Source organism: Arthrobacter sp. Sr33, assembly GCF_054511195.1.
In genome coordinates this window covers 112,203-130,483 of record NZ_JBTNDD010000005.1, presented here as the reverse complement: position 1 = coordinate 130,483, position 18,281 = coordinate 112,203, and the positions used below count along the sequence as shown (strand labels likewise).

Genomic DNA, 18,281 nt, shown 5'->3' with positions numbered 1-18,281 from the left:
AACCTACCCCTCATCGATCAGGTCCCTGAACCGCATCTCGTTGCGGGAGGCGCTACGGACATACAGCGCGGCGCAGCTAATGACCAACGGGTAGACGCCCAACCCCAGCAGCAGCCACGGCACCGGAACCGTGAAAACGGACAACTCGCCGATTTGCGGGAAGACGGCCAGCAGCACCGGAATGCCGATCAGGATGAGCAGGAAGCCCGCGGCCACCACCAGGGCAAGCCGGAGCTGGGAACGGATCAGGGAGCGGACGAACAGTTCACCGACCTCGGACTGTTCAGCCATTTCCCGGGCAACCGGGTAGGATCCGGGCGTTGGCCGGCCGGCGCTTCGCGGCGCCGTGACCCGGACGCGTTGGGGAGGATCGTCAGCGGGATTCACTGAGGGTGCCTCACTGCTGTCGGGGTCGGAGGCGGGTCGCCTCAAGCTTGTCCCGGACCACGGGTAGATGCCTGCGGCTGACCGGTAGCTCCGCGCCGCCCACCATGAGGGACGCCCGCCCTGCCCCGATTTTGACCTGCTGGACCTGACTCATCGCCACCAGGTAGGACCGATGGATCCGGAGGAAACCGGCGTCGGCCCACTGGCGTTCAAGATCGTTCAGGGGAATCCGGATCAGGTAGCTCGATTCTGCGGTGTGTAGCCGAGCATAGTCGCCCTGGGCCTGGACATAGCGGATCTCGTCGCGTCTGATCATCCGGCTGACCCCGCCCTGATCAACAGTGATGACCTCGGGCTGGGCCGCTGTCCCATCCTGACCGGTTTCCATCAGCTCGCAGATCCGCCGCACCGACTCGGCCAGGCGTTCCATCCGCACCGGCTTGAGGAGGTAATCCACCGCGCGAAGGTCGAAGGCCTCCAGCGCGCGATCCTCGTCGGCGGTGACGAAGACCACCGCAGGGGGCCTGCTGAACCGGGAGATTACCCGGGCGATGTCCAGGCCCGAGAGGGCCGGCATGTGGATGTCGAGGAATAATGCGTCGACGTCGTGGGTCTCCAGGGCGCGCAGGGCCTCAGCGCCGCTGGAGGCGCGGTGGATTGTTTCGATCCTTGCATCCTTGGCGAGGAGGAAAGCCAGTTCCTCGACTGCGGGGAGCTCATCGTCGGCGATGACTACATTGACCATGTGGTCCAGATTACGCGCATCGCGGCGTTGACAAGTGAACCGGACGTCCGGCCGAACCGTGGGGGACGCTACGTCTGGTGATCCGGCTGAGACTTGGGGATCCGCAGGGTGATCATCGTGCCGGCGCCGACGGCGGTGTCGATCGTGAGCCCGTGATCCTCGCCGTAGACCTGGCGTAGGCGCTGGTCGACGTTCCTCAGGCCCACATGAACCCCCTCGGTGTGGCCGGCCAGGACCGAGCGCAGGTAGTCCGGATCAATGCCGACGCCGTCGTCCTCGATCGTCACCTCGGCGAATGCACCGGCGTCGTGGGCGGTGATGGTGATGTGCCCTGACCCATCAGTGGACTCAAGCCCATGCCGGACGGCGTTTTCCACCAGCGGCTGGAGGCTCAGAAACGGGATCACAGTGCTCAGCACCTCGGGGCCGATCTCCAGGGTGACTTTCAATCGCTCCCCGAACCGGGCACGCTCCAGCAGCAGATAGCGATCAATCGACTGGAGCTCCTCGGCGACCGTGGTGAAATCACCGTGTCGGCGGAAGGAGTACCTGGTGAAGTCAGCGAACTCCACCACCAGTTCCCGTGCACGTGCCGGGTCGGTGTTGATGAAGGAGGCGATGGCGTTGAGGGAGTTGTAGATGAAATGCGGACTGATCTGGGCGCGCAGGGCGCGCACCTCTGCCTCCATCAGCAAAGTCCTCGACGAATCGAGTTCGGCAAGTTCCACCTGCGTTGCTACCCAGCCAGCTACCTCGTTGGCGGCGCGTACCAGGCCGGCGTTGACGTGCGGGGCGAACGCCCCCACGGTGCCGACCACCCGCTTGTCTACGCGGATGGGGGAGATCACCACCTGCCCGCTGCCGGGGACGGCCGTGGGGTCCAGCTGTGCTTCCCTGAAGATCTGGGTGCGCCCACTGGTGAGGACTTGCTGGACCAGCTCCATCACCGGCTCGGGCATTTCGCGCCCGCCGTCCCAGGCGAGCACAGCATTTTCGTCGGTGATCAGGAGGGTGTCACACCGGAGCAGACTCCGCAGATGCTTGCTGGCCTTCGAGGCGCCGGCGGGCGTCAGCCCAGCACGAAGGTGCTCCGAGGCGAGCGCCGCGGTATGCAGGGTGGCGTAGGTGGCGCGGTCGGCGTCGGACCCCAGATCGCGGTAGGAACGGGAAAGCTTGAATCCGAGGGCGGCAACCACCGCGATCGTGATGACCACGATGGCGCCCACCAGGGCGGTGTCGACGGCGGTGCTGAACATGGCTCAACAGTAACCGTCCGCGCCGGACTTCGAGGTTGCTGGTGGTCCCATTCGCCGCAGGACGGGTCCACTCACCGCAACTGAGTGTCGATTCGGCGATACACCGTGCTGCGGTACTGGAGAACCGCGCCCGCAGGACGCAAGGTGATGGGAGTCACATCTTTACGTGCCTGATGCTGCTCCCGACCCTTCGGAGTTGGCCCGGCGCGGAAGACGTTCTCAACGAGGAGGAATCATGGCTACCGAGCCATCGCCGCCGGATGCAGGCACAGCAGCGCCCGTCGACTTCACCGCATATCAGCAGAACCCCCAATTCAAGGAACTGCGCAAACGCCACCGCAGTTTCGTTTTCCCCATGGCAGTCTTTTTCCTGCTCTGGTACTTCCTGTACGTACTGCTGGCGTCCTACGCCACCGACTTCATGTCCACCCCAGTGTGGGGAAACATCAATATCGGACTCATCATGGGTCTGCTGCAGTTCGTCACCACGTTTGCCATCACCATGGGCTATGTCACCTACGCCAACCGGAAGCTTGACCCAATCGCCGCGGACATCCGCCACGAGCTTGAGGCCACCGCTCCGGAGGTCTTCACCGAAAAGCCAGGAGCTACCAAATGATGCCCCTCTCCCTGCCGATGCAGACGGTCGAAAGCACCCAGGTCGGTGAACCGTGGCTCAACATGACCATCTTCGGCTTGTTCGTCGCCGTCACCCTGGTGATCGTGCTCCGGGCTAGCCGCAACACCAAGACCGCGGCCGACTACTACGCCGCGGGCCGGTCCTTCAGTGGACCACAGAACGGTACCGCCATCGCCGGTGACTACCTTTCCGCCGCTTCGTTCCTCGGAATCGTCGGCGCCATTGCCATCAACGGCTACGACGGGTTTCTCTACTCGATCGGTTTCCTTGTCGCCTGGCTGGTAGCCCTGCTGCTCGTGGCTGAGCTGCTACGCAACACCGGCAAGTTCACCATGGCCGACGTCCTCTCCTTCCGGTTGCGCCAGCGTCCCGTGCGTATCGCCGCCGCCATCACCACCCTGGCCGTCTGCTTCTTCTACCTCCTCGCGCAGATGGCTGGCGCCGGCGGACTTGTCTCCCTCCTGCTGGGCATTGATGACCGGCTCGGTCAGTCCCTGGTCATCACCGTCGTCGGCGGGTTGATGATCCTTTACGTACTGATCGGTGGCATGAAGGGCACCACCTGGGTGCAGATCATCAAGGCCGTCATGTTGATCACCGGCGCGTTCGTGATGACCATCTGGGTTCTCGCTATCCACAACTTCAACCTGTCCACCCTGCTCGGTGCCGCCATGGAGACCGCAGGAAACCCCGAAATCATCAACCCTGGCCTGCAGTACGGTGTCAGCTCCACCTCGCAGTTGGACTTCGTCTCGCTCGCTCTGGCGCTGGTCCTCGGTACCGCGGCCCTGCCCCACGTCCTGATGCGTTTCTACACGGTTCCGACTGCCAAGGAAGCCCGCCGCTCAGTGGTCTGGGCCATCTGGCTAATCGGTGGGTTCTACCTGTTCACCCTGGTCCTCGGTTATGGCGCTGGTGCCCTCATCGGTGCCGATCGCATCACCGCAGCCCCGGGTGGCGTCAACTCGGCAGCACCGCTGCTGGCGTTTGAACTGGGCGGGCCAATCCTGCTCGGGGTCATTTCGGCAGTCGCGTTCGCCACCATCCTCGCGGTGGTTGCCGGCCTGACGATCACCGCGGCAGCATCGTTTGCCCACGACATCTACGCAAACGTGATCCGCAAGGGCAACCTCGACCCCGACGGCGAGGTGAAGGTTGCACGCCGCACCGTCGTCGTCATCGGTATCCTGTCCATCCTCGGCGGCATCGGCGCGCAGGGGCAGAACATTGCCTTCCTGGTGGCGCTGGCCTTCGCAGTTGCGGCAAGCGCCAACCTGCCGACCATCCTCTACTCGCTCTTCTGGAAGCGCTTCAACACCCAGGGTGCGATCTGGAGCATGTACGGCGGACTCGGTTCCGCAATGCTGCTCATCGCCTTCTCTCCTGTCGTTTCGGGCCGGGAAACCTCGATGATCCAGGGCGCCGACTTTGTCCTGTTCCCACTGAACAACCCGGGCATCGTCTCCATCCCGCTGGCGTTCTTCCTCGGCTGGCTCGGAAGCGTCCTTGCCAAGACCACCGAAGATCCGCAGAAGCAGGCGGAAATGGAAGTCCGGTCCCTGACCGGAGTTGGTGCGGAAAAGGCAACGGAACACTAGCCGCCCGCTTCGACACCTATTTTCAACGGCAACAGGCCGGCCCGAATCCGGGCCGGCCTGTTGCCGTGTACAGGGTCTTTCCGCAAGGGGGCATGCCGCGCACGGGGCGGGAATTCCGGTGTTACGTGTGCCCCTTCCTACGCACCCGGCTGCCGTGGTCCACGTTCCAGGAGGGGCTCAACCCGGAAAGGGACCAGTTCCCCCATGGCCAGGGAGGTGTCACAGCGTTCCACTCCGTCGCAACCGAGGATTTTCCCGTTGATTCTGAAGAGGTCCTCGGCATCCGCGCAGACCACGCGGACCAAAATGTCCGCCTGTCCGGTCAGACCATACGCTTCGAGCACCTCGGGAATACCCGCGAGCTGCTCAGTGATGGCCGCGAGTTTCTGCTGTTGCACATGCACATGAATGAAGGCCATCAGGGGGTAGCCAAGGGCAACCGGATTGATCCGCCGCTCAAAAGACAGGAACACCGACTTCTTCTCCAGCTGGGCCATCCTGGCCTGCACCGTATTGCGGGACAGGCCCAGTTTCTGCGCCAACGCGACGACGGTGCGCCGGGGGTCCTTCGCCAGGGCCATCAGGAGACGAGTGTCAGTGGAATCCAGGGGTTGCATAATGCGCAATGCTAACACGGTGCAGGCTGCATAAATTGGGCAGGATGCTCAGCCAAACGGGGATCGGTTGTGCTCCTTAGCCTCTGTGAGTAGGGTCACAATATCTTTGGGTAAAGACGCCCGAGGGTCAAGGTCCGACGACGCGACCGGATCAGGGTGATCCGTTGGCGGGTCGGTGCACTCAATGAAGGTTGTGTAATTGTGCCCCTGAATGACACCGCTTCCGCTGGAGAAAACTCACTGATCCAGCTGCTGACCCCCTCGGGTGTTCGGCAGTCCAGCGGGGACTACGACAGGTGGGTTGCCGACGTCGACGGCCCGGCGCTGCAGGCACTCTATGAAGACATGGTGGTGGTCCGCCGGATCGACGCCGAGGCGACCGCGCTCCAGCGGCAGGGCGAACTCGCGCTTTGGCCGCCCCTGCTGGGACAGGAAGCAGCCCAAATCGGCTCAGGCCGGGCACTCCGGGAGGACGACTTTGTCTTCTCCAGCTACCGCGAGAACGCTGTGGCCTACTGTCGCGGCGTCGACTTCACCGATATCCTCCGGGTGTGGCGGGGCAACGCCTCCTCCGGCTGGGACCCGTTTTCCATCAACATGGCCACCCCGCAGGTCATTATCGGTGCGCAAACCCTTCATGCCACGGGTTATGCGATGGGCATCCAGAACGACGGCGCTGATTCCGTGGCCGTCACCTACTTCGGCGACGGTGCCACCAGCCAGGGTGACGTCAACGAGGCGATGGTCTTCGCCGCCAGCTACCAGGCGCCGGTCATCTTCTTCTGCCAAAACAACCACTGGGCCATCTCGGAGCCGGTGGGCCTGCAGGCCCATGTCCCGATTGCCAACCGTGCGCCAGGCTTCGGGATCCCGTCCGTCCGGGTGGACGGCAACGACGTTCTGGCCTGCCTGGCCGTGACGCGGGAAGCGCTCGACCGGGCACGGACCGGCGGTGGGCCGAGCTTCATCGAAGCGGTCACCTACCGGATGGGGCCCCACACCACAGCTGACGACCCCACCAAGTACCGCGACGCGAACGAACTCGAGGACTGGGCGGCTAAGGATCCGATCGCCCGACTGTCAGTGCTCCTCGATTCGCTCGGTCTGCTGACACCAGATTTCCTTGCCGCGGTGAACACGAAGGCCAACGACGTCGCAGCCAGGCTCCGCGCCGGGTGCATTGAAATGCCGGAGCCCGCGCCCATGGACGTCTTCAAGCACGTTTACAGCACCCCCAACTCCTGGCTGGACCGGCAGCAGGAGAACTACGGCCGCTACCTCGCCTCCTTCGACTCCGAGCCTGTTGGATCCGAGTCGCAGAAGAGCAGTGGAACAGCCACGGAAGGAAGCCTCTGATGTCCACCATGACATTTGGCCGCGCCATCAACGCCGGCATGCGTCGGGCCATGGAAAACGACCCGAAGGTGATCCTCATGGGTGAGGATATCGGCAAGCTCGGCGGTGTTTTCCGGATTACCGAGGGCCTGCAGAAGGATTTCGGGGAGCACCGTGTTCTGGACACTCCATTGGCGGAGTCGGCCATTATGGGGACCGCCGTCGGCATGGCTTACCGCGGGTACCGGCCGGTGGTGGAGATCCAGTTCGACGGATTCATCTACCCCGCTTTTGACCAGATCGTCTGCCAGGTGGCCAAACTGCATTACCGGACCCAGGGTGCAGTCAAAATGCCGATTACCATCAGGGTGCCGTTCGGCGGCGGCATTGGTTCGCCCGAGCACCACTCGGAGTCGCCCGAAGCCTATTTCACCCACACCTCGGGGTTGCGAGTGGTCAGCGTTTCCAACCCGCAGGACGCCTACACGATGATCCAGCAGGCCATCGCCTGCGACGACCCAGTACTGTACTTTGAGCCGAAACGGCGCTACCACGTCAAGGGCGAGGTGGATGAGTCGATTGAGCTCGCAGCATCATCGATGGAAGACGCCCATGTGGTCGCCGAGGGTGACGAGGTCACTCTGGTGACCTACGGTCCGCTGGTTCCCACCGCCCGTGACGCTGCAATCGCGGCGTCGGATGAAGGTATTTCCGTCGAGGTCATTGACTTGCGGTCGCTGGCTCCCATCGACTTCGCCACCATCGAAGCCTCGGTGCGTAAAACCGGGCGGCTGGTCATCACCCACGAGGCAGCACAGTCGGGTGGGCTGGGTGCGGAAATCGCTGCCAGCATCACTGAACGCTGCTTCAACTATCTCGAGCATGCACCGGTCCGGGTTACCGGCTTCGACATCCCCTACCCGTATTCCAAACTTGAATTCCATCACCTGCCCGATCTGGACCGGATTCTTGACGGCGTTGACCGCGTCATGGGACGAACCAATTCGCTGAGCGGGATCGAAAGGTAGTGGCAACCGTGATTAAGGAATTCAGGCTCCCGGACCTAGGCGAAGGTCTGACCGAGTCGGAAATTGTCAGTTGGCACGTAGCCGAGGGCGACGTCGTCGAACTCAACCAGATCATTGCCGATGTGGAGACCGCCAAGGCAGTGGTCGAGCTGCCGTCCCCCTACGCGGGAGTTGTTGCGCGGCTGCACGAGCAGCCCGGCACGGTGGTGGAGGTCGGCGCCCCGATCATTTCCTTCGACGTTCCAGCCGCTGCGGGTGCGGAGGGCGGCGTCGGCGTCGGGGGACCTGCTGCGGCGGATTCCGAGGGGGCCGTCGCTGTCACGAGCCCGGCCGACGACGTCGCGCCCGCCAAACGCGAACCCAACCTGGTCGGTTACGGTGCAGCAGTAGAGAAGGGGGGCCGGCCAGCCCGGCGTGCCCGCGGCGGATCCGCTGTCAGTCCTGCGGCACCGGCTCAGGATCAGGCACCGGCTCAGGATCAGGCACCGGCGCCGGACCGGGCGCAGTCGCCCGCGGTTAGTGAGACAGCACCGGCTCCGGCAGTGAATCTATCGGCGTCCGAACGGCCCCGGTCCACTCCGCCGGTGCGGAAACTCGCGCGAGACCTCGGGGTCGAGCTGGAATCAGTGGCCGGGACCGGCCCCGGCGGACTGATCATCCGCGACGATGTGCTTGCAGCCGCCGGAAGCCATACGGAAGCGTCCTCGGCCTCCGGTGCTCCGGCGACAGCCGCTGCCGTGCCGGTTTCAGCGGCCCCCGCACGGTCCGCCGACCAGCGTGAAACCCGGACGCCGATCAAGGGAGTCCGCAAGCACACCGCGGCGGCGATGGTGGCCAGCGCGTTCACCGCGCCGCACGTCACTGAGTTTCTGACCATCGATGTAACTCCGACCGTGGAACTTGTCGCGCGCTTGAAAGCCAGTCGGGCGTTTGCCGATGTGAAGATTACGCCGCTCACAGTGGTGGCCAAGGCGCTCTGTATCGCGGTGGCCCGAAACCCGACGGTCAACTCCCGGTGGGACGACGCCAGTTCCGAGATTGTGCAGCACCATTTTGTGAATCTTGGCATTGCAGCGGCAACACCGCGGGGTCTCATGGTGCCGAACATCAAAGACGCCGATCGGCTCGGCCTGAAAGAGCTCGCCCAGGCGTTGACCGGTCTGGCGGAGACAGCGCGAGCCGGCAAAACAACCCCGGCAGACCTCTCCGGCGGCACCATCTCCATCACCAACGTGGGGGTGTTTGGGATCGATGCGGGGACGCCGATCCTCAATCCGGGGGAGGCAGCCATCCTGGCGATGGGAGCAGTCCGTCGCACCCCGTGGGAGTACCAGGGCGAGATCGCCTTGCGCTCAGTAATGACGCTGAGCCTGTCCTTCGACCATCGGCTGGTGGACGGCGAGCAGGGATCGCGGTTCCTTGCCGATATCGGAACCGTCCTGTCCGATCCCGGCATGGTCCTCACCATGATCTAGCGTGGGCCGCGCCCCGGCGGGCGGCGCCCCGACGGGCTTCGGCGTTGGCCTGCTTCGACGTCGGCCTGCACCGACGCTGGCCTGCACCGACCTCGGTAGTCGGGCACCGGCGTCGCAATCACGCGCCACGGAAGCCTGGACGTGGAGCTAGCGGAGCTCGAGGACCAGTTCCTTGACGACCGCGCCGCGGGCGTTGGCGAATCCCTGTACCTCACCAATGTGCTCGAAACCGTAGCGCTCGAGGATCCGGATGGAGTTGACGTTGTCGACGACGGCGCGGGCACGGATCGGCCGATCGGTGAACTCCTCAAGGAATAGCCCGACGGCGTCCGTGGTGATGCCCTGGCCCCAGCTGGCCTTGTCAATCCAGTAGCTGATCTCGGGGGTCTCGTCATTGCGGTAGGCGAGGATGCTGCCCACCACTGCGCCGTCGTGAAGGATGGTGCGCACGGTGATCTGGGGATCGTTCAGGATGTTCTGCCAGTGATGGTTGAACACCCCGCGGTCCGCTGGGTTCTTGGCCGTGAATGCGGCCATGTGGTTGGCACTGGGATCGAGTTGATGGGTGAAAAACTCGTCCAGGTCGGAGGGTTCAACGGCGCGTAGTGAAGTCACATCGAACTTTCGGTTAGATGGCGGGTAGGAACAGGTTACTAGGCAATGAGCTATGCATTAAGCGCCGACCATGCCATTTTCTCCAGCAGGAGCCGCAGGTCGGCAATGTCGCTGCTGCTTTTCCGGCGGGGAGTTGTGTGCGGAGTCGAATTGATCAGTCCGAAGGCCGCGTGAGCCTTCCGTCGAAGTTGGGCGGGGTCGTCGTCGGGCAGGAGTTTGGCCATGACATCCACCCACACTTCCACATATTGACGCTGCAGGAACCGCACGGTGTGCTCATCTTCGGGGGTCAGGCTGTTGAGGTCCCGGTCCTGCACCCTGATCACATTGGCATTTCGCAGCGCGAAGTCCACCTGGAACTCGATCAGCCCGCGAAGCGCCGACGCCGGGTCCGGAGCATTGGCGACCACCGCGTTGCTGCCATGGAGCAGGTCTTCGCTGACCCCGGCCAGGAGGGCACCAAGCACTGCCGGTTTATTGCTGAAGTGACGGTACACCGCCGGACCGCTGACGCCGGCGGCGGCGCCGAGGTCTTCGATGGAAACGCCGTTGTAGCCGCGATCGGCAAACAACTGGGCCGCGGCATCCAGCAGCGCGGCGCGGCGGGAAGCCTTCGCCATGCTGCGGCCGGTGATCCGGCTCGGAGCAGAAGCTTCCATTGATGCCCCCATCTCGTACGGCCTGGTGGACCGGTCATCCCATTTTGGTGGACAAGTCGGTTATTAGCTACTAACCTAATCTCAGTTAGTACATACTAACTGAAAATGCTTCCAAACAGACGGTCCGCTCGCCGACGAGCAACCAGTCAGGGAAAGACCCCATGCAGACGCTGACATCCCAGGTAGATCCCACCAGCCCCGGCTTTCGCGAGAACGATACTGCACAGCGCCAACTGGTCACCGAATTGCGCGAACGCCTCGCAGAGGCTTCCCTCGGCGGACCGCAGCGGTCTCGGGAACGTCATGTCGCCCGCGGCAAGCTCCTGCCGCGGGAGCGCATTGACCAACTGCTCGACGACGGCAGCCCCTTCCTGGAAATCGCACCGCTGGCTGCCAATGGACTGTACGACGACGAGTGCCCCGGGGCCGGGGTAATCGCCGGCGTCGGCCTGATCCACGGGCGCCACGTGCTGGTGATTTCCAACGACGCAACCGTCAAGGGCGGTACCTACTACCCCCTGACGGTGAAAAAGCATTTGCGAGCCCAGGAAATTGCGCTGGAAAACAACCTGCCCTGTGTCTACCTGGTGGACTCCGGCGGAGCGTTCCTGCCCAAACAGGACGAGGTGTTTCCCGACAAGGAGCACTTCGGTCGGATTTTCTTCAACCAGGCCACCATGTCCTCCCGGAAGATCCCCCAGATTGCTGCGGTCATGGGGTCCTGTACCGCCGGTGGAGCGTATGTTCCGGCCATGAGCGATGAGACGGTCATCGTCCGTAACCAGGGCACCATCTTCCTCGGCGGCCCGCCCCTGGTGAAAGCGGCAATCGGCGAGATCGTCACCGCCGAGGAGCTGGGTGGGGGAGACGTTCATTCGAAAATTTCGGGGGTCACCGATCACCTGGCGGAGAACGATACCCACGCGCTGGAGATCGTGCGTGACATCATCTCGACCCTGCCGCGGAACCCGCAGGCCTGGGAGATTACGGCCTCCACCGAACCAGCTGTCGACCCGGACGAGGTCTACGGAGCGGTTCCCACCGACGTCAACGCCTCCTATGATGCCCGCGAGGTTATTGCCCGGCTCGTCGACGGCAGCCGGTTCCACGAATTCAAGAAAGAATACGGCGCTACCCTGGTCACCGGTTTCGCGACCTTGCACGGCCATCAGGTGGGCATCGTCGCCAACAACGGCGTCCTGTTCAGCGAGTCGGCACTCAAGGGCGCCCACTTTATCGAGCTCTGCGACCAGCGTGGAATCCCGCTGATCTTTCTGCAGAACCTGTCAGGGTTCATGGTTGGCCGCGATTACGAGGCCGGGGGCATTGCCAAGAATGGCGCCAAGATGGTGACGGCGGTCGCCACCTGCCGGGTCCCCAAACTGACGGTCGTCGTCGGCGGGTCCTTCGGTGCCGGAAACTACTCGATGTGCGGGAGGGCCTATTCGCCGCGATTCCTGTGGATGTGGCCTTCCAGCCGGATTTCGGTGATGGGCGGGAACCAGGCCTCTGCGGTGCTGGGCACAGTGAAGCGGGATCAGCTTGAGGGCCGCGGCGACGAGTGGAGCGCCGAGGACGAAGAGGCGTTCAAAGCCCCGATCCGCGACCAGTACGAGGAGCAGGGAAGCCCCTACTACTCGACGGCCCGACTCTGGGATGACGGCATTATTGACCCCGCGGATACCCGCACGGTGCTCGGCCTCGCCTTGGACATTTGTGCCAATGCGCCGGTCCGGGACACCTCCTTCGGCCTTTTCCGGATGTGAGCGAGATGTTACCCATCGAACCAACCACTGACGCTGCCCTGTTCGATACCGTGCTGGTCGCCAACCGCGGGGAAATTGCGTGCCGGGTGATCCGCTCCCTCCGGGCGCTGGGCATTCGCTCGGTCGCGGTCTATAGCGACGCCGACGCCGGTGCCCTCCACGTGCGTGAAGCTGATGTGGCGGTGCGGATCGGGCCCGCGTCGCCAGCGCTGAGCTACCTGTCCATCGACGCGATCCTCGACGCCTGCCGCCGCACCGGCGCGCAGGCGGTGCACCCGGGCTATGGGTTCCTCAGCGAAAACCAGGCCTTCGCCCAGGCCCTGAGCGACGCAGACATCGCCTTCATTGGTCCTTCGGTGCATGCGCTGAATGTCATGGGCGACAAGATCAGGTCCAAGAATCATGTGATGGATTATGGCGTGCCGGTGGTGCCCGGCATCGCCCGGCCCGGCCTGACCGATCAGCAACTGCTGAACGCTGCAGCCGACGTCGGATACCCGCTGTTGATCAAACCCTCGGCCGGCGGCGGCGGGAAGGGAATGCATGCCGTTGAACGGGAGGAGGACCTCGCCGGGACCCTGCCGACCGCGCGCCGCGTTGCCGCCTCGGCTTTCGGCGACGACACCCTGTTCCTGGAACGCCTGATCCTCACGCCGCGACACATCGAAGTCCAGATCCTCGCCGACAACCACGGGAACGTGATTCATCTGGGCGAGCGGGAGTGTTCGCTGCAGCGCCGGCACCAGAAGGTCATCGAAGAGGCTCCATCGCCGCTGCTTGACCAGGCGACCCGGGCCCGGATCGGCGAAGCTGCATGCAACGCGGCCCGCAGCGTTGATTACAGCGGAGCGGGAACCGTCGAGTTCCTCGTATCGGCCGATGCGCCCGATGAGTTCTTCTTTATGGAAATGAATACGCGTCTCCAGGTGGAACACCCTGTCACCGAGATGGTTACCGGCGTCGACCTGGTGCAGTGGCAGGTGCGGATCGCTGCCGGTGAGAAACTCACCCTGTCCCAGGACGACGTCGTACTCACCGGCCACGCGGTCGAAGCGCGGGTCTATGCCGAAGATCCCGAAGCCGAGTTCCTGCCGTCGACTGGCGTCGTGAGCCAGCTCGCCGAGCCGGGCGGCGAAGGGATCCGCGTTGACAGTTCGCTGCTCGGCGGACTGGAAATTTCGGCCAGCTACGACCCGATGCTGTCCAAGATCATCGCCTGGGGGCGCAACCGCGCTGAAGCCCTGAACCGTCTCGACCGGGCGCTCGCCGACACCGTGGTGGTGGGGGTCAAGACCAACATTGAGTACCTCAGGCTTCTGATCAACGACGACGACGTCCGCGCTGGCCGGCTCGACACCACCATGATCGAACGCAAGCTGCCCGGGCTGGCGTTCCGCCACATTTCCGATGAGGAAATCGCAGTCCTCGCAGCAGTCGAAGCTGGCAGCTCGACGTCCGAACCGGCGAGTTTCCATCCAGTCGGCTCGCCCTGGGCCCGCCGGGACGGGTGGCGGATGGGGACGCCGCGACCTCGAACGCTGCATCTCGCCGTCGCGCCCGGCGATGTGCGGGAGGTGCTCGTGCAGCCCACCAGTGCGGGGTATGACGTCCGTCTCGGCGACGGTGGCGACGATCCAGTACGGTCCGTCAGCTATGACCGGGCACGGGGCGCTGCAACGGTGGATGGCATCCGGCGTCGGGCGGTAATCGAACGTTCAGCGTCAACCGACCACCACGGCAGCACCCTCTGGTATTCCGACGCCGGATGGTCGACGTCGGTACGGATCCTGAACCGGACCGAGCGGCTCGAAACCCAGCTTTCGCAGCTTGCTCGCGCTGAGGGGACGGCTGACCCCGAAATTCGCTCAACCATGCCGGGAACGGTCACCTCGGTGTCGGTTGCCGACGGTGAGACGGTCGAGGCCGGCCAGACGTTGCTCAGCGTCGAGGCCATGAAGATGGAACACCAGCTGACCGCCTCGGTCGCCGGAACCGTATCGATCCACCTCCAACCCGGCGACCTGGTCAAAGCCAACCAGATCGTTGCACGCATCCACGCGACAGAAATTCAGCCCGACGCTGCAGGAACACCCGAATGAAAGAAGAACGCAAGTCATGAACTTTGAACTCAGCGAGGAATACCAGGATCTGGTAGACACCGTCCGCGATTTCGCCGACGAGGTTGTTGCGCCAGTATCGGCCAAGCATGACGAGGAGCACAGCTTCCCGTACGCCGTCGTCGACCAGATGGCCGAGATGGGCCTGTTCGGGTTGCCCTTCCCCGAGGAATACGGCGGCATGGGTGGGGACTACTTCGCCCTCTGCCTCGCCTTGGAGCAGCTCGCCCGGGTCGACCAGTCAGTGGCCATCACCCTTGAGGCCGGCGTGTCACTCGGTGCGATGCCGGTCTACCGGTTTGGCAGCGAGGAGCAGAAGCGTCAATGGCTGCCGCTGCTGGCCAGCGGAAAGGCGCTCGGCGGCTTTGGCCTGACCGAGTCGGAGGCCGGTTCGGATGCGTCAGGGACCAAGACGACGGCGAAGCTCGAGAACGGCGAGTGGGTCATCAACGGCACCAAGGAGTTCATCACCAACTCCGGTACCGATATCACCCAGCTGGTCACCGTCACCGCGGTCACCGACACCACCACGCGCGATGATGGCTCCGTCAAGAAGGAAATCTCGACCATCCTGGTGCCGACCAATACGCCAGGCTTCAAGGCCGAGAAGGCCTACAACAAGGTGGGCTGGAACGCCTCGGACACCCATCCGCTCACCCTCACCGATGTCCACGTTCCCGAAGCGAATCTGCTGGGTACCCGCGGCCGCGGCTATGCGAATTTCCTGCAGATCCTCGATGAGGGACGTATCGCGATTGCGGCGCTCGCCACCGGTGCCGCCCAGGGCTGTGTCGAAGAGTCAATCAAGTACGCCAAGGAGCGTCAGGCCTTCGGCACCAATATCGGATCTTTCCAGTCGATCCAGTTCAAGATTGCGCGGATGCAGGCGCGTGCGCACACCGCGCGGTTGGCCTATTACGACGCCGCCTCGCGCATGCTCGCCGGCAAGCCGTTCAAGACCGAGGCTTCCATCGCTAAGCTGGTGGCTGGTGAGGCTGCAATGGACAACGCCCGCGATGCTACCCAGATTTTCGGTGGATACGGGTTTATCAACGAGTTCACCGTGTCACGTCACTACCGCGACTCGAAGATTCTCGAGGTGGGTGAAGGCACGACCGAGGTTCAGCTGATGCTGATCGCTCGGGAACTCGGTCTATAGCAGCACGCCCCACGCCAGTACCTAAGGAGTTACAGTGATCGACAAAGTTGTTGCGACCGCCGCCGAGGCAGTGGCCGATATCCCCGATGGTGCATCACTGGCCGTGGGCGGGTTTGGGCTCTGCGGGATTCCGGTGGCCCTGATCGACGCGCTGCACCAGCAAGGCACCACCGATCTCGAAACGATCAGCAACAACTGCGGGGTGGACGACTGGGGCCTCGGCGTCCTGCTGTTTGACGGACGGATCCGTCGCACCATCAGCTCCTATGTGGGGGAGAACAAGGAGTTCGCCCGCCAGTACCTTTCGGGTGAACTCGAGGTCGAGTTGACTCCGCAGGGCACGCTGGCCGAGCGGCTGCGCGCCGGCGGCGCCGGGATTCCAGCCTTCTACACTCCTGCTGGCGTTGGCACGCAGGTGAGCGAAGGTGGCTTGCCGCAGAAGTACGACGACGCCGGTCACGTCACCGTCGCCTCAGCGCCAAAAGAGGTGCGCACCTTCGGCGGGCAGGACTATGTGCTTGAGGAGTCGGTCAACCCCGATTTCGCTCTGGTTCACGCCTGGAAGGGTGACCGGCACGGCAACCTTGTCTTCCATGCCACAGCAATGAACTTCAATCCGCTCTGCGCCCAGGCCGGGAAGACCACCATCGCTGAGGTCGAGGAGTTGGTTGAACCCGGCGAACTTGATCCGGCGCAGGTACATATCCCTGGAATCTTTGTCCAGCGGGTGGTGCTTGCTGCTGATCCGGAGAAGCGAGTCGAAAAGCGCACGGTGTCGCTTGCGGCCGAGCAGTCAGAGCCTTCCGGCCCGGCACAGTCTTCCGAGCAGGCGCTGTTCTCCCAAGCATCCGATAGTTCCAACTCGGCGAAGGCGGTCTGAGACATGGCACTGACACGTAACGAACTAGCAGCGCGTGTTGCCCAGGAACTTGAGAACGGGCAGTACGTCAATCTGGGTATCGGCATGCCTACCCTGATTCCCAACTACATCCCCGCGGGCGTCGAGGTGGTGCTCCACTCCGAGAACGGTATTCTCGGCGTCGGGCCCTATCCCACCGAAGCGCAACTTGACCCGGATCTGATCAACGCCGGCAAGGAAACCGTGACCGTGAACGCCGGGGCTGCCTTCTTCGATTCGGCTGCGTCCTTCGGCATGATCAGGGGTGGGCACGTCGACGTGGCTGTGCTCGGCGCCATGGAGGTTGCGGCGAATGGTGACCTCGCGAACTGGATGATTCCCGGAAAGATGGTCAAGGGCATGGGCGGAGCCATGGACCTGGTCTTTGGCGCGAAGCGGGTCATCGTGATGATGGAACACGTCGACCGCAGCGGCAAGCCCAAGATTGTCAGCTCCTGCTCACTTCCGTTGACCGGAAAGGGGTGCGTCAACCGGATCATCACCGATCTCGCGGTGATCGACGTCGACCCCAACCGCAACGGTGGCACCCTGGTGCTGCGTGAAACGGCGCCCGGAGTGAGCGTCGAAGAGGTCATCGCCGCCACTGGCGCTCCACTGGAGGTCGACCTGAATGGCTGAGCAGCCGGCGGACCCACAGCGGACCGTCATTGAACAGCGCGGGCTGTACTTCGAGGAGCTCGACACCGAAGTGATCTATTCGCACAAGCCGGGGCGGACCCTGACCGAGACTGACAACGTGCTGTTCACGACCATGACAATGAACACCCAGGCCCTCCACCTCGATGCAGCGTGGAGTGAATCCCAGCCTTTTGGCCAGCGTCTGATGAATTCAATGCTGACCCTGGCAACTGTTGTCGGGCAGTCGGTTCCGCAGCTGACTCAGGGGACCATCGTCGCGCAGCTGGGTATGACCAATGTGCGTTTCCCCCATCCGTTGTTTCATGGCGACACCCTGTACACGGAGACTGTGGTGATCGAGAAGCGGCTGTCGTCGTCCAGGCCCGGTCAGGGTATCGTCACGATGGAACATACCGGCCGCAATCAGGAGGGTACCGTCGTCGCGACGCTGACCCGGAGTGTGCTGATGTGGACCAGGGAAGGACACTCGGATTCATGACCAGTTTCACCATGGGACCAGCCCTTTTGTTCTGTCCTGCGGATCGTCCGGAGCGATTTGGCAAAGCGGCCGACCGGGCAAGTGCGGTGATCCTCGATCTTGAGGATGCAGTGGCTCCCGGGGATAAGCCGGCGGCACGAGAAGCGGTGGCCGCAAGCCGGCTGGACCCGAAACGTACCATCGTCCGGGTCAACCCGGCGTCGACAACCGACTTCGCTCTGGACATCGAGATGCTAAAGCACACGGCGTACCGCACGGTGATGTTGGCGAAAACCGAATCTGCGGCCGATCTGTGGGGGTTGAGTGCTTTTTCGGTGATCGCTCTGTGTGAGACGGCTACCGGTGTGCTCAACGCGCAGGCGATTGCAGCCGAACCTAATGTGGTGGCGTTGATGTGGGGTGCCGAGGACCTGGTGGCATCGTTGGGCGGGTCCTCGAGCCGTAACGAGGACGGGTCGTATCGTCAGGTTGCGTTGCATGCCCGGTCCCATGTGCTGCTGTCGGCTGCAGCTGCAGGCAAGGCGGCAATGGATGCGGTCTATATCAACATCGGCGATCTTGACGGGTTGGCTGCTGAGTCGCGGGATGCTGTCGCTTCAGGGTTCGGCTCGAAGGCGTGTATCCATCCAAGCCAGGCGCCAATCATCAGCGAGGCTTATCTGCCGTCTTCCGAGGAAGTCGACTATGCCCGGTCCATCCTGGCCGAGGCAGCCAGCAGCGGCGGTGTCTTCCAATTTCGGGGTCGGATGATTGATGGTCCGATTCTCCGTCACGCCGAGCAGACCCTGGCGAGGTCCGGCGACATTCTGGCTCCCGGGAATTAGTCGGGCCCCATTGGCCGTTACCCC

At 63.5% G+C, this 18,281-nt stretch carries 18 protein-coding genes; 12 read left to right on the top strand and 6 right to left on the bottom strand.

The genetic code is table 11. The features are described 5' to 3' along the window. Window positions 1–3 precede the first annotated feature (3 nt). The 3 genes from ACX80T_RS08740 to ACX80T_RS08730 all read right to left on the bottom strand — a co-directional run bounded on the left by ACX80T_RS08740 (window position 4) and on the right by ACX80T_RS08730 (window position 2,388). Window positions 4–387 (bottom strand): DUF485 domain-containing protein, encoded by a 384-nt coding sequence (locus tag ACX80T_RS08740; protein WP_026041174.1) that lies wholly within the window; start codon window positions 385–387, stop codon window positions 4–6. Window positions 388–397: 10 nt separating this feature from the next. After that, window positions 398–1,132 carry a LytR/AlgR family response regulator transcription factor gene (locus tag ACX80T_RS08735; protein ID WP_019483503.1) on the bottom strand — a complete coding sequence of 245 codons (735 nt, stop codon included), beginning with the start codon at window positions 1,130–1,132 and terminating at the stop codon, window positions 398–400. A 68-nt stretch (window positions 1,133–1,200) separates the two neighbouring features. Then, window positions 1,201–2,388: a sensor histidine kinase gene (locus tag ACX80T_RS08730; protein ID WP_019483502.1), complete on the bottom strand. Its 1,188-nt coding sequence runs from the start codon at window positions 2,386–2,388 to the stop codon at window positions 1,201–1,203. Window positions 2,389–2,623: 235 nt separating this feature from the next. Here ACX80T_RS08730 and ACX80T_RS08725 point away from each other — a divergent pair, with 235 nt between their 5' ends. Then, window positions 2,624–3,007, top strand: coding sequence for a DUF485 domain-containing protein (locus ACX80T_RS08725; protein ID WP_019483501.1), 384 nt, complete (start codon window positions 2,624–2,626; stop codon window positions 3,005–3,007). Continuing rightward, window positions 3,004–4,626 carry a solute symporter family protein gene (locus tag ACX80T_RS08720; RefSeq protein ID WP_019483500.1) on the top strand — a complete coding sequence of 541 codons (1,623 nt, stop codon included), beginning with the start codon at window positions 3,004–3,006 and terminating at the stop codon, window positions 4,624–4,626. Before ACX80T_RS08725 ends, ACX80T_RS08720 begins: the two co-directional genes overlap by 4 nt. Window positions 4,627–4,763: 137 nt before the next feature. Here the strand turns inward: ACX80T_RS08720 and ACX80T_RS08715 are convergent, their stop codons facing one another. After that, the gene (locus tag ACX80T_RS08715; RefSeq protein WP_024477013.1) at window positions 4,764–5,243 is read right to left on the bottom strand and encodes an Lrp/AsnC family transcriptional regulator; all 480 of its coding nucleotides are present in this window, start codon (window positions 5,241–5,243) and stop codon (window positions 4,764–4,766) included. A 201-nt stretch (window positions 5,244–5,444) separates the two neighbouring features. Between ACX80T_RS08715 and pdhA the strand changes: the two genes are divergently transcribed. From pdhA to ACX80T_RS08700, 3 genes are read left to right on the top strand one after another with little or no spacing between them, the layout of a single operon-like run. After that, the gene (gene pdhA / locus ACX80T_RS08710) at window positions 5,445–6,599 is read left to right on the top strand and encodes a pyruvate dehydrogenase (acetyl-transferring) E1 component subunit alpha (RefSeq protein WP_116779086.1); all 1,155 of its coding nucleotides are present in this window, start codon (window positions 5,445–5,447) and stop codon (window positions 6,597–6,599) included. Further along, window positions 6,599–7,606 carry an alpha-ketoacid dehydrogenase subunit beta gene (locus tag ACX80T_RS08705; RefSeq protein WP_019483497.1) on the top strand — a complete coding sequence of 336 codons (1,008 nt, stop codon included), beginning with the start codon at window positions 6,599–6,601 and terminating at the stop codon, window positions 7,604–7,606. The genes pdhA and ACX80T_RS08705 overlap by 1 nt, the downstream gene beginning before the upstream one ends. Further along, window positions 7,606–9,081 (top strand): dihydrolipoamide acetyltransferase family protein, encoded by a 1,476-nt coding sequence (locus tag ACX80T_RS08700; RefSeq protein WP_116779087.1) that lies wholly within the window; start codon window positions 7,606–7,608, stop codon window positions 9,079–9,081. Before ACX80T_RS08705 ends, ACX80T_RS08700 begins: the two co-directional genes overlap by 1 nt. A gap of 147 nt (window positions 9,082–9,228) precedes the next feature. Here ACX80T_RS08700 and ACX80T_RS08695 read toward each other — a convergent pair whose 3' ends face one another. Further along, on the bottom strand, window positions 9,229–9,696 hold the full coding sequence (locus ACX80T_RS08695) for a GNAT family N-acetyltransferase (RefSeq protein ID WP_019483495.1): 468 nt from the start codon (window positions 9,694–9,696) through the stop codon (window positions 9,229–9,231). A gap of 50 nt (window positions 9,697–9,746) precedes the next feature. Further along, window positions 9,747–10,355: a TetR/AcrR family transcriptional regulator gene (locus tag ACX80T_RS08690; protein ID WP_035748099.1), complete on the bottom strand. Its 609-nt coding sequence runs from the start codon at window positions 10,353–10,355 to the stop codon at window positions 9,747–9,749. Between the two features lie 161 nt (window positions 10,356–10,516). Between ACX80T_RS08690 and ACX80T_RS08685 the strand changes: the two genes are divergently transcribed. From ACX80T_RS08685 to ACX80T_RS08655, 7 genes are read left to right on the top strand one after another with little or no spacing between them, the layout of a single operon-like run. Beyond that, the gene (locus tag ACX80T_RS08685) at window positions 10,517–12,121 is read left to right on the top strand and encodes a carboxyl transferase domain-containing protein (RefSeq protein ID WP_019483492.1); all 1,605 of its coding nucleotides are present in this window, start codon (window positions 10,517–10,519) and stop codon (window positions 12,119–12,121) included. A gap of 5 nt (window positions 12,122–12,126) precedes the next feature. After that, the gene (locus tag ACX80T_RS08680; protein ID WP_459304260.1) at window positions 12,127–14,220 is read left to right on the top strand and encodes an acetyl/propionyl/methylcrotonyl-CoA carboxylase subunit alpha; all 2,094 of its coding nucleotides are present in this window, start codon (window positions 12,127–12,129) and stop codon (window positions 14,218–14,220) included. A 16-nt stretch (window positions 14,221–14,236) separates the two neighbouring features. Further along, on the top strand, window positions 14,237–15,397 hold the full coding sequence (locus ACX80T_RS08675; RefSeq protein ID WP_019483490.1) for an acyl-CoA dehydrogenase family protein: 1,161 nt from the start codon (window positions 14,237–14,239) through the stop codon (window positions 15,395–15,397). A gap of 34 nt (window positions 15,398–15,431) precedes the next feature. Beyond that, the gene (locus ACX80T_RS08670) at window positions 15,432–16,277 is read left to right on the top strand and encodes a CoA transferase subunit A (RefSeq protein WP_459304193.1); all 846 of its coding nucleotides are present in this window, start codon (window positions 15,432–15,434) and stop codon (window positions 16,275–16,277) included. Window positions 16,278–16,280: 3 nt separating this feature from the next. Then, the gene (locus ACX80T_RS08665; RefSeq protein ID WP_019483488.1) at window positions 16,281–16,934 is read left to right on the top strand and encodes a CoA transferase subunit B; all 654 of its coding nucleotides are present in this window, start codon (window positions 16,281–16,283) and stop codon (window positions 16,932–16,934) included. Beyond that, a complete protein-coding gene (locus ACX80T_RS08660; protein WP_459304192.1) occupies window positions 16,927–17,433 on the top strand; it encodes a MaoC family dehydratase in 507 nt (168 codons plus the stop codon). The genes ACX80T_RS08665 and ACX80T_RS08660 overlap by 8 nt, the downstream gene beginning before the upstream one ends. Then, the gene (locus ACX80T_RS08655) at window positions 17,430–18,257 is read left to right on the top strand and encodes an HpcH/HpaI aldolase/citrate lyase family protein (RefSeq protein WP_116779090.1); all 828 of its coding nucleotides are present in this window, start codon (window positions 17,430–17,432) and stop codon (window positions 18,255–18,257) included. Before ACX80T_RS08660 ends, ACX80T_RS08655 begins: the two co-directional genes overlap by 4 nt. Window positions 18,258–18,281 lie beyond the last annotated feature (24 nt).

Bases quoted from the DNA above. Each gene is read 5' to 3' on its own strand.
- ACX80T_RS08735 (WP_019483503.1), bottom strand. From the start codon at position 1,132: ATGGTCAATGTAGTCATCGCCGACGATGAGCTCCCCGCAGTCGAGGAA.
- ACX80T_RS08730 (WP_019483502.1), bottom strand. From the start codon at position 2,388: ATGTTCAGCACCGCCGTCGACACCGCCCTGGTGGGCGCCATCGTGGTC.
- ACX80T_RS08725 (WP_019483501.1), top strand. From the start codon at position 2,624: ATGGCTACCGAGCCATCGCCGCCGGATGCAGGCACAGCAGCGCCCGTC.
- ACX80T_RS08720 (WP_019483500.1), top strand. From the start codon at position 3,004: ATGATGCCCCTCTCCCTGCCGATGCAGACGGTCGAAAGCACCCAGGTC.
- ACX80T_RS08715 (WP_024477013.1), bottom strand. From the start codon at position 5,243: ATGCAACCCCTGGATTCCACTGACACTCGTCTCCTGATGGCCCTGGCG.
- ACX80T_RS08705 (WP_019483497.1), top strand. From the start codon at position 6,599: ATGTCCACCATGACATTTGGCCGCGCCATCAACGCCGGCATGCGTCGG.
- ACX80T_RS08690 (WP_035748099.1), bottom strand. From the start codon at position 10,355: ATGGAAGCTTCTGCTCCGAGCCGGATCACCGGCCGCAGCATGGCGAAG.
- ACX80T_RS08685 (WP_019483492.1), top strand. From the start codon at position 10,517: ATGCAGACGCTGACATCCCAGGTAGATCCCACCAGCCCCGGCTTTCGC.
- ACX80T_RS08680 (WP_459304260.1), top strand. From the start codon at position 12,127: ATGTTACCCATCGAACCAACCACTGACGCTGCCCTGTTCGATACCGTG.
- ACX80T_RS08675 (WP_019483490.1), top strand. From the start codon at position 14,237: ATGAACTTTGAACTCAGCGAGGAATACCAGGATCTGGTAGACACCGTC.
- ACX80T_RS08665 (WP_019483488.1), top strand. From the start codon at position 16,281: ATGGCACTGACACGTAACGAACTAGCAGCGCGTGTTGCCCAGGAACTT.
- ACX80T_RS08660 (WP_459304192.1), top strand. From the start codon at position 16,927: ATGGCTGAGCAGCCGGCGGACCCACAGCGGACCGTCATTGAACAGCGC.
- ACX80T_RS08655 (WP_116779090.1), top strand. From the start codon at position 17,430: ATGACCAGTTTCACCATGGGACCAGCCCTTTTGTTCTGTCCTGCGGAT.